Raw genomic sequence first — 16,087 nt, 5'->3', positions numbered from 1 at the left:
CCCTGACCCCCCCATCCCCCCGATAGGAAGACCCACCGCCATGACGATCACCCAGGAACAGGCGACCTGGTACGCCCAGACCTTCGCGCAGATCGCCGACAACGTCGAGCGCGCCGTGCTCGGCAAGCGGCACGTCGTGGAGCTCGTCCTGACCGCGATGCTCAGCGACGGGCACGTGCTCCTCGAGGACGTCCCGGGCACCGGCAAGACGTCGCTCGCCCGGGCGATCGCGCAGTCGGTGCAGGGCACGAACACCCGCATCCAGTTCACCCCCGACCTGCTCCCCGGCGACATCACGGGCATCACGGTGTACGACCAGAAGACCGGGACGTTCGAGTTCCACGCGGGGCCGATCTTCGCCAACATCGTCCTCGCCGACGAGATCAACCGCGCGAGCCCGAAGACGCAGTCGGCACTCCTCGAAGTCATGGAGGAGGGCCGCGTCACCATCGACGGCGTCTCCCGCGAGGTCGGCGTGCCGTTCCTGGTCCTCGCAACGCAGAACCCCGTGGAGCAGGCCGGCACCTACCGACTCCCCGAGGCGCAGCTCGACCGCTTCCTCCTGCGCACCTCGCTCGGCTACCCCGATCACGCCGCCACGGTCCGCATCCTCGACGGTGCCGCCGTATCCACCGCGGACCTCCGTCCGATCATCACGCCCCAGGCACTCGTGGGCATGGCCGACCTCGCCGCGACGGTGTACGTCGACGCGCTCGTCCTCGACTACATCGCCCGGATCGTGGATGCCACCCGCTCGGCCGACGAGGTCCGTCTCGGCGTCAGCATCCGCGGTGCGCTCGCGCTCACCCGGGCGACCCGGGCCCGCGCGGCGGCCCAGGGGCGGACGTATGCCACCCCCGACGACGTGAAGGCGCTCGCCGTGCCCGTGCTGTCGCACCGCCTCATCCTGCATCCCGAGGCCGAGTTCGACGGCGTGACGCAGGAGGCCGTCGTCGGGCAGGTGCTGCTCGACACCGTACCGCCCACGCAGCGCGAGAGCGCCTGAACCATGCGCGTCCCCCCGGTCCTCCCCGCGCGAAGGGTGCCGCCGTGCCCGACGTGAACATCACCGAGTCGCGGCTGACCCGCACGTCCGCCGGCACGATGGGCACGGGCTCGCGCACGTCGATCACCTCGACGTCGACGCGGCGCACCCGCCGGCTGGTGCGCGCCGCGGTGCGCGCGTCCGAGGTGTGGCGGACGATCGGGGATGCCGGCGAGACGACGGTCCGCTGGGCCGGGCGCACGATCCGACCGGCGGGAGCGGTCGTGGCCGTCGCCGCGACGGCGGGACTGGCGCTGGGGCTCGTCTTCGGGTGGGTCGAGTGGATGGTCGCGGGTGCGGTGGCGCTGCTGCTGCTGATCATGAGCATCCCGTTCCTCTTCGGCGCCCGTGCGTACGACGTCGACCTAACGCTCACCCACGAACGCGTGGTCGCCGGCCACGGTGTGACGGGTGAGATCGCGGTCCGCAACGACAGCGGCCGGCCCGTCCTCCCCGGTCGCCTCGACATCCCCGTCGGTCAGGGTCTCGTGGAGTTCGGCGTCCCCCTGCTGCGCCCCGGCCACGGCGTCACCGAGCCGCTCGAGATCCCGCCGCTGCCGCGGGGTGTCGTGCGGATCGGTCCCGTGACGACGGTGCGCAGCGACCCGGTCGGTCTGCTGCGTCGCGAGCACGCGTTCGACGACGTCCACGACCTGTACGTGCACCCGCGCACGGTCGCTCTCCCGTCGACGAGCGCGGGACTCATCCGCGACCTCGAGGGCAACGCCACGCGGCGTCTCGTCGACGCGGACATGTCGTTCCACGCGATCCGCGAGTACGTGCCGGGCGACTCGCGCCGGCAGGTGCACTGGAAGTCGACCGCGAAGACGGGCCGACTGATGGTGCGGCAGTACGAGGAGTCGCGGCGCTCGCGCATGGCCGTGGTGCTCGCGGCGGCGACGCAGGAGTACGCGGATGCCGACGAGTACGAGCTTGCCGTCTCGGCCGCCGCGTCACTGGGCCTTCGCGCCGTCCGCGACGCCCGCGACATCGACGTCGTGACCGGTTCGGAGATCCCGCGCGTCGTGAAGGGCCGTCTCCGCGCGATCCGGCACGTCCCGGCCGTGACCCCGCGCGCGATGCTCGACGGCTTCTCCGCGCTCGCGAACCACGAGAACACCATGCCGGTCGAGGACGTCTGCCGGCTGGCGTCCGAGGCGAACGAGAGGCTGTCGATCGCGTTCGTCGTCGTCGGCTCGGTCGTCTCGATCGGCCGCCTGCGCCAGGCGGCGCTCGCGTTCGACGCGGACACGGCCGTCGCCGCGGTGGTGTGCGACGAGCGCGCCCACCCGCGCATGCAGAGCGTCGCGGGCCTCACGGTCCTCACGATCGGCACGCTCGACGACCTCGCCGGGCTCCTGGTGCGGGGAGCGACCTCGTGAGCGCCCCGGCCTCGACCCGGCCCCGGCGGGCGGCCGACCCCGCCCTGCGTTCGCGCGCGATCGCGGCCGGGCTGTACACGGGCGTGAGCGCACTGCTCGCCGCGGTCGCGGCCTGGCCCGTGTACGCGTCGCCGGCGTTCGTCGCGCTCGTGGCCGTCGCGGTGCCGGTGGCGGCGGGTGCGGTGGTGCTGGCGCGATGGCGCCGGTGGGGTGGATGGATCACGGCCGCCGTCGTGGCCGGGGCCTTCACGGTGCTCGCGGTGCCGCTCGCCGTGCCCTCGCGTTCGGGCGCGCCCCTGGACATCCTGCGGGGTCTGGGGGAGGCGTTCTCCGGGGTCCTCCTCGCCTGGAAGGACCTGGTCACCGTCGACCTCCCGGTCGGCGACTACCGCAATCTCCTCGTCCCGGCCCTCCTGGTCTTCCTGATCGGGACAGCGGTCACCCTCGCGCTGGCGCTGCGGGCGGACCGGTGGGCGCCCGCCGCGGTCGTCAGCGGTCTGGCGATGAGCGGTTTCGGACTGTTCTTCGGCCGCACATCGACGAGCGCTCCCTGGACGCTGGGTCCGCTGTCGCTCGCAGCCCCCGTCGAGACGGCGATCGGCACCGCCGCGGTGCTCTCCGCGGTGCTGTGGCTGGCGTGGCGCACGAGGGACGAACGCACTCGGGCCCTGCGGCGCGCGAGCGAGAGCGGCGCCGTCGCCCTTCCGCGTCGCCGCTCCCGGACCGACCGACGGCGCACCGCCCTCGGCGCGGGCATGGTCGTGGTGGCCGTGGTCGCGGCGGTGGCGGTCGTGCCGTGGGCGACGAAGGATGCCGACCGGCGCGTGCTGCGGTCGGCCGCGGGGCCCGAACGGCAGATCGCCGAGGCCGTGAGCCCGCTGTCCGAGTACCGGGCGATGTTCTCCGACGCGCGCGCGGAGGACGTGCTGTTCCGCGTCGACGCGGGCGCCGCGGCCCCTGAGCGCATCCGCGTCGCGACCCTCGACACCTACGACGGCGAGGTGTTCCGGTCCTCCGGTTCGCGCCGGGGCACCTTCGTGCGCGTGCCGTCGACCCTCCCCGCGGTCGAGGGGCGCGAAGTGCGGGCCGACATCCGCATCGGCGACCTCGGCGGGATCTGGATGCCGACCGCCGGGCGCCTCGTCTCGGCGACGTTCGAAGGCGACCGGCAGAACGCCCTGGCCGACAGCTTCTACTACAGCACCGACGGCGAGGCCGGGGTGCAGATCGCCGGGGGCGGCCTGGCCCCCGGCGACGGCTACGAACTCACGGCGATCGAGCCGGTCGAGGACGACCCCGCGACCCTGACCGCTCCCGGGGACGACGGAGGCCTCTCCGGTGGGGACAGTCTCCGCCGGTGGGTGGACGAGCACGCGACCGGTACCTCGGGGGCGGATCTCGTCGCCCTCATCCGGCTGCTGCGCGAGCGCGGCTACCTCAGCCACGGGCTCGCCCCGGCGACGGGGGCCGCGGCGCCGGCGTGGACGAAGGATCTCCCGGGCTACCAGCTCCAGCCGAGCGCCTCGGGGCATTCCCTCGCGCGCATCGACACGATGTTCCAGCGCCTGCTCGAGCGCGAGGACGATCCGCGCGCCCAGACGACGAACAACTACGTCGCGGCGGTGGGCGACGACGAGCAGTTCGCGGTCGCCGCCGCCCTCGTCGCCCACCAGCTCGGCTATCCCGCCCGGGTAGTGGTCGGCACGCGACTCCGATCCAGTGATCCCGGCGTCGCCACGTGCCAGGCGGGGGAGTGCCGCGCGCGCGACCTCAGCGCGTGGACCGAGGTGCAGGGCTCCGACGGTCGGTGGACGGCGATCGACGTCACCCCGCAGTGGGAGCTCTCGCCGAGCCTCGAGGTCACGCAGCAGCGCGACCCCGAGAACGTCACCGAAGTGCGGCCCGACACCGTGGACGAGGTGGTTCCGCCCGACCCGGTGCAGGAGGACAACGCCCTCACCGACGACGACACGCACGACGACGGCCTGGACCTCGCGTGGCTGTGGCCGATCCTGCGTGTCGCGGGCGTCTCGCTCCTCGTCGTGCTGATCCTGTTCGGGCCGTTCCTCGCGATCGTCGTGGCGAAGGCGCTGCGCAGACGGGGACGCCGACGCGACCCCGACCCGCGCGGGGCGATCGCCGGCGGGTGGGACGAGTACGTCGACGCGGGAGTGGATGCCGGCCGCGAACCGCCCCGATCGTCCACGCGCCGCGAGCTCGCCGAGGCCTACGACACTCCGTCGGGGCTGCAGCTCGCCGACGACGCCGACCGCGCGGTGTTCTCGTCTCGCACGGTCACCGCCGACGAGGCATCCGAGTTCTGGCGCATCGTCGATGAGGAGCGTCGCACGCTCACGCGTCAGCGCGGGTGGTGGCGGCGCGTGCGCGCCGCCGTATCGTTGAGATCGTTCCTGCGGTTCTTCGCCCCGCGCCCCACGCGCCGACGGCCGCCGCACCGCGACGAGAGGGGAAAGCGCCAGCGTCGGCGCGAGACGACATGAACGATTCCACGGAAGTCCTCCTGGGGGCGCTGTCCCTCGTCCTCTTCGTGATCCTGTACGTCTGGCACGCCCTGGCGCTCGCCGCGGTGTTCGCCAAGGCGGGCGAGGCGAGCTGGAAGGGGTGGGTGCCGGTCGTCAACCTCGCGACAGTTCTGAAGCTCGGGGGATTCTCGCCGTGGCTCGTGCTCATCGCGCTCGTCCCCGTGTTCGGCGCGATCGCGTACGCGGTGGTCTCGATCGTCGCGATCCACCGCGTGAACCTCGCCTTCGGGCGAGGCGCCGGGATGACCGTGCTCGGCGCGTTCCTCCCCGTGGTCTGGGCGAGCATCCTCGGTTTCGGCCGCGCGCGCTGGCAGGGTGAGGCGGCGCCCGGTGTGCGCCGTTCCGGGGTGGACGAGAACTCCGCCCCTGTTCGCCGCGGTCAGGACTTCGCGGGCCCGTACGTCCCGCTCGTCGGCGGGTGGACCCCCGAGCCCTCGAAAGCGGAGACCGGCGCCTCGGCCGCCGAGGACCGGGGGAGGGATGCCGAGCCCCCCGCGCCCGTGTCCGAACCGCTCGTGCTCCCGTTCGCGGCACCCTCGTCGTCCCTGGCGGATGCCGTCCCCACCCCGTCGGATTGGGCTCCGCCGGCCGCCGGTGGGGCCGCGGAATTCCCTCCCCCCGCGCGGGGCGAAGACGATGCCGCGTGGAACCCCGGAGCGTTGTCGCCGGCTTCCCCGATGCGTCGTCGCTCGGAGGCGTCGGCGGAGCCGACTCCCCTCGTCGCCGCTCCCGCGCCCCCTGTCCCCGAGGAGCCCGAGCTCGACCCCTGGCGGGCGCCCGTCCATCCCGACGCGGCATCGGAGGCCTCCACCCCGCTTCCGGACGCGCCCCTGACGCGTCCCGCCCCAGCCACGGTTCCCGTTTCGGCCGTCCCCGCCTTCCCCGCGCGGACCGACGATCCGGGGGAGGAGTTCCCCGAGCTGTCCGAGGCCGTATCCGCCGTCGCCGAGGCGCCGCAGGCGGGGGCACCGCGCTCCGCGCGCAGCTCGGTGTCGGCGTTGTACACGCAGCCGGAGTTCCCCGCCGAACCCGAGGACGCCGAGCTCGACGCGCTCGACCGCACGGTCGTGACCCGCCGCCGCCGCATCCCCTGGGCGATCGTGCCGCCGAACGGCATCCCGGTCGACCTGACCTCGGACGTCGTGATCCTCGGACGCCGTCCGGCTCCGGATGCCGCGCACCCCGACGCCCAGCTCGTCGCGATCGCCGACGAGACGCGGACGGTGTCGAAGACCCACGCCCGCCTGCAGCTGCGGGGCGAGAAGTGGTTCGTGACCGACCTCGATTCGACGAACGGTGTGCTGTTCGCGACGCTCATGGGCACCGAGGTCGAGGCGCCCCCGGGGGAGGAGATCGAGGCGGGCGAGCGCTTCTTCCTCGGCGACGCGGAGGTGCGTCTCACGCGGAGGGAAGCGTGAGCGGCCCCTACGACGTTCCGGACGATCCCGACGACGTCACGCTGTGGGCGGGTCGGCTCCGTGCCTGGCCGACCCCGCCGGCGGCAGCGCCCGGCACCGGGGAGGACGAGGTCGACGAGGACACCGCGATCTCCGCGCGTCCGGTGGCCGACGACACCGTCCGGGTCAGCCGCCCGGCACCCGCGGATGACACGGTGCACGCGCCGCGCCGCGCGTCGGTGCCGGCGCCCGCGGACGACACGGTGCGGGTGGACCGCCCGGCACCGCCCGACGACACGGTCCAGGTGAGCCGGGGCGCGCCCGCGCCGTCCGACGACACGGTCCGCGTGCCCCGCGAGCGGTCGGCGCCGGAGCCCTCCGCGCCTCCCGTCGACGACACCACGGCGCCCGGCCGCCGCCGAGGCGGGGATGCCGCACCGACCGAGACCTCGACCGCGGACACCGCGGCGGGAACGCGCCGTGCCCGCCGCAGCGCAGAGATCCCGACCACCGAACTCCCCTCCGGAGACCCTGCGCCCCGGCCGCGCGAAGCTCGGGTGCCGGCGGGCGACCACGAGGTCTACCGTCCCCGGGCCGACGAGGCGGTCCGTGCGATCCGCGCGGCGCCGCCCGCTCGTCCGAACGACGCCCCGGATGCCGCGGATGTCCTGCCGCAGACTCCCCGCCGGACCCGGACCCGGGCGATCGTGCTCGCGGTGACGGTCGTCGTCCTGGTCGTGGCGGCGGCCCTCGCGCTGTTCCTGCTGATGGGCTGAGCATCGATCGGCGCACGTTTGCCCGCACCCTCCGGGGCGCGTATCATTGAGCGGGTGTGCGTTCACGCGCGCCGTGCGTCATGCCCCCGGGCTGTGGCACGGAACAACGCTCGCACCATCTCAGGGAACGGCCTGCGAACAGGCCACCCCCACGGCATATCCACCACACTCGCGCCCGATCATTCTGGCGCGCGGTGGATCACACGTGAGCCCGACACGTCACGAATCGCAAGATCCGCGCCGAGTCGGGGGAGACACGACGCTGTCACCGTGCAGCACAAACAAGGAGAGAACGTGCCAACCATTCAGCAGTTGGTTCGCAAGGGCCGCTCGCCGAAGGTCTCGAAGACCAAGGCTCCCGCGCTGAAGTCGAACCCCCAGCAGGCCGGCGTGTGCACCCGCGTGTACACCACGACCCCCAAGAAGCCGAACTCGGCGATGCGCAAGGTCGCCCGCGTGAAGCTGCGCAACGGTACCGAGGTCACCGCCTACATCCCCGGCGAGGGCCACAACCTGCAGGAGCACTCGCTCGTGCTCGTCCGCGGTGGTCGTGTGAAGGACCTCCCCGGTGTCCGTTACAAGATCGTCCGCGGTGCGCTCGACACCCAGGCTGTCAAGAACCGTAAGCAGGCTCGCAGCCGCTACGGCGCGAAGAAGGGCTGAGAACCATGCCTCGTAAGGGTCCCGCCCCGAAGCGTCCCGTCGTCAACGACCCGGTGTACGGCGCTCCCGTCGTCACCCAGCTCGTCAACAAGATCCTCGTCGACGGCAAGAAGTCGCTGGCCGAGTCGATCGTCTACGACGCCCTCCGTGGCGTCGAGGCGAAGAACAGCCAGGACGCCGTCGCCACCCTCAAGAAGGCGCTCGACAACGTGCGCCCCACCCTCGAGGTCAAGAGCCGCCGCGTCGGTGGCTCGACCTACCAGGTTCCGGTCGAGGTCAAGCCGCACCGCGCGAACACCCTCGCGCTGCGCTGGCTCGTGAGCTACGCGAAGGGTCGTCGTGAGAAGACGATGACCGAGCGTCTGCAGAACGAGATCCTCGACGCCTCGAACGGCCTCGGTGCCGCGGTCAAGCGCCGCGAGGACACCCACAAGATGGCCGAGTCGAACCGCGCCTTCGCGCACTACCGCTGGTAACACCCGCGGAGGGTCCGCGACCGAACCCCGGTCGTGGACCCTCCGATGGGCCCGGCATCAACCTCCCAACAGGTAAGGAAGACACCCGTGGCACAAGACGTGCTCACCGACCTCCACAAGGTCCGCAACATCGGCATCATGGCGCACATCGATGCCGGCAAGACGACGACGACCGAGCGCATCCTGTTCTACACGGGCGTCAACCACAAGATCGGTGAGACGCACGACGGTGCCGCGACCACCGACTGGATGGAGCAGGAGCAGGAGCGTGGCATCACGATCACCTCCGCCGCCGTCACCTGCTTCTGGGACAAGAACCAGATCAACATCATCGACACCCCCGGACACGTCGACTTCACGGTCGAGGTCGAGCGCTCGCTGCGTGTGCTCGACGGCGCCGTCGCCGTCTTCGACGGCAAGGAGGGCGTCGAGCCCCAGTCCGAGACGGTGTGGCGTCAGGCCGACAAGTACGACGTCCCCCGCATCTGCTTCGTCAACAAGATGGACAAGCTGGGCGCCGACTTCTACTTCACGGTCGACACGATCGTGAACCGCCTCAAGGCCAAGCCGCTGGTCATCCAGCTCCCCATCGGTGCCGAGAACGACTTCCTCGGTGTCATCGACCTCGTCGAGATGCGTGCCCTGGTGTGGCCCGGCGACGCCAAGGGTGACGTGACCATGGGCGCCAAGTACGAGATCCAGGAGATCCCGGCCGACCTCGCCGACAAGGCCGCCGAGTACCGCGAGAAGCTGCTCGAGACCGTCGCCGAGTCCGACGAGGCGCTGCTCGAGAAGTACTTCGGTGGCGAAGAGCTCACGGTCGCCGAGATCAAGGGCGCGATCCGCAAGCTGACGATCGCCTCCGAGCTCTACCCGGTGCTCTGTGGTTCCGCGTTCAAGAACCGCGGCGTCCAGCCGATGCTCGACGCGGTCGTCGACTACCTCCCCTCGCCCCTGGACGTGCCGGCCATCGAGGCCCACGACCCGAAGGACGAAGAGATCGTCATCGAGCGCCACGCCGACCGCGAGGAGCCCTTCGCGGCCCTGGCGTTCAAGATCGTGACGCACCCCTTCTTCGGCCGCCTGACCTACATCCGCGTCTACTCGGGTCACCTCGACTCGGGCGCGCAGGTCGTCAACGCGACCAAGGGCAAGAAGGAGCGCATCGGAAAGATCTTCCAGATGCACGCCAACAAGGAGATGCCCGTCGACTCCGTGACCGCCGGTCACATCTACGCGGTCATCGGCCTCAAGGACACCACCACCGGTGACACCCTGAGCGACCCGGCCAACCAGGTCGTCCTCGAGTCGATGACGTTCCCGGAGCCGGTCATCGAGGTCGCCATCGAGCCCAAGACCAAGGCCGACCAGGAGAAGCTGGGTGTCGCCATCCAGAAGCTCGCCGAGGAAGACCCGACGTTCCGCGTCGAGCAGAACGCCGAGACCGGTCAGACCGTCATCAAGGGCATGGGCGAGCTGCACCTCGACATCCTCGTGGACCGCATGAAGCGCGAGTTCAAGGTCGAGGCCAACGTCGGCAAGCCCCAGGTGGCGTACCGCGAGACCATCCGCAAGGCGGTCGAGCGTCACGACTACACCCACAAGAAGCAGACCGGTGGTTCGGGTCAGTTCGCGAAGATCCAGTTCGCGCTCGAGCCCCTCGAGGTCACGGCCGACAAGACCTACGAGTTCGAGAACAAGGTCACCGGTGGTCGTATCCCGCGCGAGTACATCTCGCCGACCGACCAGGGCTTCCAGGACGCCATGAACGTCGGCGTGCTCGCCGGCTACCCCATGGTGGGTGTCAAGGCGATCCTGCTCGACGGTGCCTCGCACGACGTCGACTCGTCCGAAATGGCGTTCAAGATCGCCGGTTCGATGGGTTTCAAGGAGGCCGTCCGCAAGGCGAACCCCACGCTCCTCGAGCCGATCATGGCCGTCGAGGTCCGTACTCCCGAGGAGTACATGGGCGACGTCATCGGCGACCTGAACTCGCGTCGTGGCCAGATCCAGTCGATGGAGGACGCCGCCGGCGTCAAGGTCGTCCGCGCCAACGTCCCGCTGTCCGAGATGTTCGGCTACATCGGTGACCTGCGCTCGAAGACCTCGGGTCGCGCCGTCTACTCGATGGAGTTCGACAGCTACGCCGACGTGCCGAAGGCCGTCGCGGACGAGATCATCCAGAAGAACAAGGGCGAGTAACACCGCTCTCGTGGATGCCGGGAGCCCACGCTCCGGCCGGGCTCCCGGCATCCGCTCAAACTCAATACCGACTCTCTAGTAACCTGAGAACCATCCCCGTAGAGAACCGGTCGCAATCCAGCGCCCGTCACTCTGCATGAACGTCCTGAGGAGGACCCAGTGGCTAAGGCCAAGTTCGAGCGGACCAAGCCGCACGTGAACATCGGAACGATCGGTCACGTCGACCACGGCAAGACCACGCTCACCGCTGCCATCTCGAAGGTGCTCGCCGACAAGTACCCGTCGGCCACCAACGTCCAGCGTGACTTCGCGTCGATCGACTCGGCGCCGGAAGAGCGCCAGCGCGGTATCACCATCAACATCTCGCACGTCGAGTACGAGACCCCGAAGCGTCACTACGCTCACGTCGACGCGCCCGGTCACGCCGACTACATCAAGAACATGATCACCGGTGCCGCTCAGATGGACGGCGCGATCCTCGTGGTCGCGGCGACCGACGGCCCGATGGCCCAGACGCGTGAGCACGTTCTGCTCGCCAAGCAGGTCGGCGTCCCCTACCTGCTCGTCGCGCTGAACAAGGCCGACATGGTCGACGACGAGGAGATCCTGGAGCTCGTCGAGCTCGAGGTCCGCGAGCTCCTCTCCTCGCAGGACTTCGACGGCGACAACGCCCCCGTCGTCCGCGTCTCGGGCCTCAAGGCTCTCGAGGGCGACGAGCAGTGGGTCGAGTCGATCGTCGAGCTCATGAACGCCGTCGACGAGTCCATCCCCGACCCGGTGCGTGACAAGGACAAGCCGTTCCTCATGCCCATCGAGGACGTCTTCACCATCACCGGTCGTGGAACGGTCGTCACGGGTCGCGCCGAGCGCGGCACGCTCGCGATCAACTCCGAGGTCGAGATCGTCGGCATCCGCCCGACGCAGAAGACCACGGTCACGGGTATCGAGATGTTCCACAAGCAGCTCGACGAGGCCTGGGCCGGCGAGAACTGTGGTCTGCTCCTCCGCGGCACCAAGCGCGACGATGTCGAGCGCGGCCAGGTCGTCGTCAAGCCCGGTTCGGTCACCCCGCACACCAACTTCGAGGGCACGGCGTACATCCTGTCCAAGGAGGAGGGCGGCCGTCACAACCCGTTCTTCACGAACTACCGCCCGCAGTTCTACTTCCGTACCACGGACGTGACCGGCGTCATCACGCTGCCCGAGGGCACCGAGATGGTCATGCCCGGTGACACCACCGAGATGTCGGTCGAGCTCATCCAGCCGATCGCCATGGAAGAGGGCCTCGGCTACGCGATCCGTGAGGGTGGCCGCACCGTCGGTGCCGGTACCGTCACCAAGATCCTCAAGTAAGTCCTCTTCGGACTGACCGGCAAGGGCCGGGCCTTCGGGCCCGGCCCTTCGTCGTTCCCGGTCTCCGCGAGCGGGCCGGTCTGTACCGCCCGGTAGAGTCGCTCGGGTGAAGCCGCTCGCCCGCATCCTCGGCATCCTGTCCCTCCTGTGCGCGGTGGCGGCGGTGGCCGTTCCGGGGGTCGGCGCATTCCTGCTCCTGCGGGCCGACTCCTCGGCGATCATCGACAGAGCCGCCGTGGTCGGTTTGGGGGTGGCGGCTGTGGGCCTCGTGCTCGCGGTGGCCGGGTACCTGGTCGGGCGGCGCGGGGGCGCGACAGCGATGCCGATCATCGGAGGGCTGAGCTCCCTCCTCGTGGGCGCCGGGTTCGCGATCGCGCCGCTCTTCGTCTGAATCTCTGACCCGCGGTTTCCGCGGCTGGGTACCCTTGGCAGGAGCTGCTCAGGCGGTCTGACCTAGGATTCACCCCATGGGTGACAGTCTTCGCCGCCACAACCGAGACCGTGCGTCGAACGGGCGGAACGACGAGGATGCCGCTCTCCGAGGTGACGAGGAGACCGGCACTGCCCTCATCAACCCGGCGGACACGCCGACGCCCCGTCGGCGCCGCGCCTGGCCGTGGGTCGTGGGCGGAGTCCTCGGCGTGATCGGAGGAGCCGCCGCGGTGGCGGGCATCCTCGCCGCGACGCTGGCCGTTCAGGCCGTCGAGGTCCGAGACGACCTTCTCGCGTCGAAGGCGACACTCGGGCGTCTCGGCTCGTTGGTCGAGGCGAAGGACGAGGCGGGACTGCAGGCTGCGGCGGACGACGTCAGCGCCCGTACCTCCCGTGCCGCCGCCACGGTCCAGGGTCCGCTCTGGCAAGCCGCGGCCGACATTCCCGTCGTCGGGGCGAACATCGACGCCGTCTCCCGCGTGACCCGTGCGGTGGACATCCTCGTGCGGGAGGCGCTGCCGCCGGGAATCCAGATGATCAGCGACCTCGACATCAAGAAGCTCGCGCTGGAGGGCGGCGGATTCGACCTGCAGCCGTTCCAGCAGGCGCAGAGCTCCATCCCCGTGGTCTCGCAGGCCTTCACCGATGCCAAGGCCGAGACCGACGGCATCCGTTCGGATCAGTTGCTGGACGTCGTGGCGGGACCGGTCGGGGAGATCCGCGACGTCATCGACCGCACGGCACCGACCCTGGACATCGTCAACCGCTACCTGCCGACTCTGTTGGACATGGCCGGCGGCAACGGGAGCAAGACATACCTCATCATCTTCCAGAACAACGCCGAGATCCGCGCCACGGGGGGAAACCCGGCGGCGAGCATCATCATGAAGGTCGATCAGGGCAAATTCGATCTGCTCGACCAGGCGAGCTCGGCGACCTTCTACGAGGAGGGAACGGCCGGGCAGCAGTTCAGTGATATCCCGGCGGAGACCCTCGGGCTCTACCCTTCGACCTTCGCCCGGTACTCGCAGGACTACACGATGACCCCGAGCTTCCCGACGACCGTCCAGCTCTTCCAGGACCTCTGGACCCGTACGAGCGGCGAACGGTTCGACGGCGTGATCTCGATCGATCCCGTCGTGCTGTCGCACATGCTCGCGGTCGCCGGGCCGGTGGACGTCGCGGGCGAGCAGATCACGAGCGACAATGCGGTGAAGCTGCTGTTGAGTGACGCGTACGAGCGCTTCCCTTCCGGGCGGGATTCGGATGCCTTCTTCTCCGAAGTCTCGCGCACCGTGTTCACGCATTTGACAGCCGGGAAGTGGGATCCGTCGAAGATGCTCGATGCCCTGACGCAGTCGGCGAATGAGCAGCGTCTCTTCTTGTCGTTCACGGACGAGCAAGCGCAGCAGATGGTGCGCGAGCTCGGCATTGACGGGGCGCTGCGCGTGGACAACGTCACGACCACACAGGTGGGCACGTATCTCAACGACTATTCGGTCGGGAAGCTCGAATACCATTTGTCCCAGTCCGTCTCGGCGACGTGCGATGCCACTGCGCGCACGATCACGACGACGACGACCCTCACGAACTCGATCCCGAACAGCATCCAAAGTAGATACACGCTGGGAGAGCGGAACGGGAACTTCGGACTCCCGCGCACCGCGATGATGCTCGACGTGCTGTTCTTCGCCCCGCCGGGCGGCCAAGTGATCGCCACCGACCCCGCGACGAGCGAAGAGTCGGGCTTCGACCGGTCCGGCTCACAGGACGGCAACTCCGCGCTCAGCCGCCTCGTCGTGGTCCCGCAGGGTGGGACGCGGACCGTTTCGTCCACGGTCCAGCTCCCGCAGGGGCCGCTCGGTCCGCTGGAGTTGCGGCACACGCCCACGGCATCCGAGACCCCGGTGACGATTGACTCGTCCTGCGATTCGCTTTTCTCGGCCTCACAGTGACGTCCGCCGTGGTCCCCGTGTCGGGAGGATTCAGCCGCCATCCGTGAAGAGGCGGGCCCGGTCGAACGGCCAGATGACCGTGACGACTTTCCCCACGATGTCCGCACGCGGAACGAAGCGCGCACAGTCCACCATCGCCGGGAGAGTCCCGCGACAGCCGACCACAGAATCGGCGGAATTGGCACGATTGTCGCCCAGAACCAGGTATTCCCCGCTCGGAACCGTCACGGGGCCGAAGCAGCGGGGAGATTGCGGCGCCGTCGTGCAGTCGTTCACCCCGGGGGTGAACGGCAGATCGTGAACGACGTAGTCCTCATCGAGGATTCTGTCGTCGACCTCGACATGCCCCTCGGCTGAGCAGCATCGGACGGTCGACCCCGGAACCCCGATGATCCGCTTTACCAGGGCGTCTTGGTTGCTCGGTCCGAATCCGACGATGTCACCCACCCAGCCGACCGCGGTGCGCAGCACCCCGCGCTCGGGGCGGGCCCCCCAGCTCTCGGGTCGGGCGAACACCGCGATATCGCCGACGCCGGGATCGGAGACGGCGTAGGCGACGCGGCTGGCCAGGATCCGGTCACCCGACTCGAGGGTGGGAGACATCGACTCCGACGGAACCTGGAACGGCTTGATCACCGTGGCCTGGACGAGGGAGAGAAGGACGATCGCCAGGACGAGGTGCGTGAACGGTGATCGACGGATCCTCCTCCAGCGGCTGGGGCGAGAGGACGCGGCCGTCCCCGTGCTCATGCGCGCTCGACCAGGTCGTGCTCGGCGAGCTCGACGAGCGTCTGCTCGATCAGGGCACGGGGGTCGTCGTCCCCCGGGTCGCCGAACGCGGCGATCGCGGCTGCCGTGATCGTCTCGACCGACGCGCCCTCGAGGCACTTCGTCCACACCAGGCACCCGCGATGGTCGAGCGCGGTGACGACGCCGTCGCGCAGGAGGCAGGCGCGCCCCTCCACCAGGATCGCGTCGTCGACCTCCGCGCAACGCCAGGGCCCCGTCCGATCGGGTGGGGGCGCCGACCGCCAGGTCTGCGGGGCGACCGGGAGCGCCGCGAGCATGTCTTCGACGATGTCGGGAAGGTCCGCGGCGTCTCGGTAGACGAGACGCGTCACCCGACCGATCCGATCGACGATCCGCGCGATGTAGTGCAAGGGGGAGGGGAGCTCGGGGAGGTAGCTGATCTGCGGGGTCATCTCGCAGATCGCGTCGATGAGATTCACCGCGACGGGGCCGGGCTCGTCGGCATCCGGATTGCGCTCGAGAAGAGTGATCCCGGCCAGACGAAGTGGCGCGCCGGAGAGCGGGAGCAGGCCGAGGTCGCTCGGCGCGATCTGCTCCTTGACGGATTTCCCCCCGACGATCACGGACAGGGGTTTGCGGTACGGCCACACGGTGAGCGCCTCATCGACGGCGACGCTCTCATCACTTACGTAGCCGAAGCGCATCCCCAGGTGCCGCGCCGCCGTGGTCTTTCCTCGGCCGGACGGCCCGACGAGGGCCAGCACGCGTCCGTCGGGTGCTGCAACGCCGGCGGCGTGGAGGAGCAGGCGCGTACCCCGGACAGCGTCGAGGGCAGCGAGGGTGACCTGCGTGGAGAGGTCGGAAAGGGCACGTGCGGGATGGTTCCATGACGCCAGCGGTAGCAGAACGGGCATGCCCGTCCCTGAAACGCCCGCATGGGTCGACGCAGCGTCACGCCACGCGGCTATCGCCTCCGCTTCTGAAGTTCGGGCTTCAGGAGGAAGCAGTACTTCGAGTTCTGCCCCCAGCGCCTCCAATCTTACCGAGGACGCTTCGACGTCGTGTGGCATGCGCGACGTCGTATCGGCGGTCTGCTGGTGCACCTTGTGTCCC

General features: G+C 70.0%; 13 protein-coding genes. 11 read left to right on the top strand and 2 right to left on the bottom strand.

What is annotated here, in order from left to right:
• Positions 1-40: 40 nt before the first annotated feature.
• The 11 genes from AVW09_RS03200 (at position 41) to AVW09_RS03150 (ending at position 14,224) form a co-directional block, all read left to right on the top strand.
• Complete coding sequence (locus AVW09_RS03200; protein WP_022878289.1) at positions 41-1,006, top strand: AAA family ATPase; 966 nt, start codon at positions 41-43, stop codon at positions 1,004-1,006.
• A gap of 44 nt (positions 1,007-1,050) precedes the next feature.
• Positions 1,051-2,427, top strand: coding sequence for a DUF58 domain-containing protein (locus AVW09_RS03195; RefSeq protein ID WP_231901754.1), 1,377 nt, complete (start codon positions 1,051-1,053; stop codon positions 2,425-2,427).
• A complete protein-coding gene (locus AVW09_RS03190) occupies positions 2,424-4,928 on the top strand; it encodes a transglutaminase domain-containing protein (protein WP_231901753.1) in 2,505 nt (834 codons plus the stop codon). Before AVW09_RS03195 ends, AVW09_RS03190 begins: the two co-directional genes overlap by 4 nt.
• Entirely contained in the window at positions 4,925-6,388 is a 1,464-nt protein-coding gene (locus AVW09_RS03185; RefSeq protein ID WP_063256628.1) for a DUF5684 domain-containing protein, read from the top strand. Before AVW09_RS03190 ends, AVW09_RS03185 begins: the two co-directional genes overlap by 4 nt.
• Positions 6,385-7,143: a hypothetical protein gene (locus tag AVW09_RS03180; RefSeq protein ID WP_063256627.1), complete on the top strand. Its 759-nt coding sequence runs from the start codon at positions 6,385-6,387 to the stop codon at positions 7,141-7,143. The genes AVW09_RS03185 and AVW09_RS03180 overlap by 4 nt, the downstream gene beginning before the upstream one ends.
• A 294-nt stretch (positions 7,144-7,437) precedes the next feature.
• Positions 7,438-7,806 (top strand): 30S ribosomal protein S12, encoded by a 369-nt coding sequence (gene rpsL / locus AVW09_RS03175; RefSeq protein ID WP_013584051.1) that lies wholly within the window; start codon positions 7,438-7,440, stop codon positions 7,804-7,806.
• Between the two features lie 5 nt (positions 7,807-7,811).
• Positions 7,812-8,282, top strand: coding sequence for a 30S ribosomal protein S7 (gene rpsG, locus AVW09_RS03170; protein WP_022878284.1), 471 nt, complete (start codon positions 7,812-7,814; stop codon positions 8,280-8,282).
• 87 nt (positions 8,283-8,369) lie between these two features.
• On the top strand, positions 8,370-10,484 hold the full coding sequence (gene fusA / locus AVW09_RS03165; RefSeq protein ID WP_063256626.1) for an elongation factor G: 2,115 nt from the start codon (positions 8,370-8,372) through the stop codon (positions 10,482-10,484).
• A 159-nt stretch (positions 10,485-10,643) separates the two neighbouring features.
• On the top strand, positions 10,644-11,837 hold the full coding sequence (tuf, locus tag AVW09_RS03160; protein WP_022878282.1) for an elongation factor Tu: 1,194 nt from the start codon (positions 10,644-10,646) through the stop codon (positions 11,835-11,837).
• A 106-nt stretch (positions 11,838-11,943) separates the two neighbouring features.
• The gene (locus AVW09_RS03155) at positions 11,944-12,228 is read left to right on the top strand and encodes a hypothetical protein (RefSeq protein WP_063256625.1); all 285 of its coding nucleotides are present in this window, start codon (positions 11,944-11,946) and stop codon (positions 12,226-12,228) included.
• A gap of 76 nt (positions 12,229-12,304) precedes the next feature.
• Positions 12,305-14,224 carry a DUF4012 domain-containing protein gene (locus AVW09_RS03150; protein ID WP_063256624.1) on the top strand — a complete coding sequence of 640 codons (1,920 nt, stop codon included), beginning with the start codon at positions 12,305-12,307 and terminating at the stop codon, positions 14,222-14,224.
• 30 nt (positions 14,225-14,254) lie between these two features.
• Here the strand turns inward: AVW09_RS03150 and lepB are convergent, their stop codons facing one another.
• Both lepB and AVW09_RS03140 read right to left on the bottom strand, forming a co-directional pair.
• The gene (lepB, locus tag AVW09_RS03145; RefSeq protein ID WP_063256623.1) at positions 14,255-14,974 is read right to left on the bottom strand and encodes a signal peptidase I; all 720 of its coding nucleotides are present in this window, start codon (positions 14,972-14,974) and stop codon (positions 14,255-14,257) included.
• A complete protein-coding gene (locus AVW09_RS03140; protein WP_156495945.1) occupies positions 14,971-15,888 on the bottom strand; it encodes a hypothetical protein in 918 nt (305 codons plus the stop codon). Before AVW09_RS03140 ends, lepB begins: the two co-directional genes overlap by 4 nt.
• Between the last annotated feature and the right edge of the window lie 199 nt (positions 15,889-16,087).

Origin of the sequence: Microbacterium sp. T32 (genome assembly GCF_001619615.1) — a bacterium.
Lineage (GTDB): Bacteria > Actinomycetota > Actinomycetes > Actinomycetales > Microbacteriaceae > Microbacterium.
Note: the sequence above shows the minus strand (reverse complement) of the source record. Positions and strands in the feature narration are given on the sequence as shown.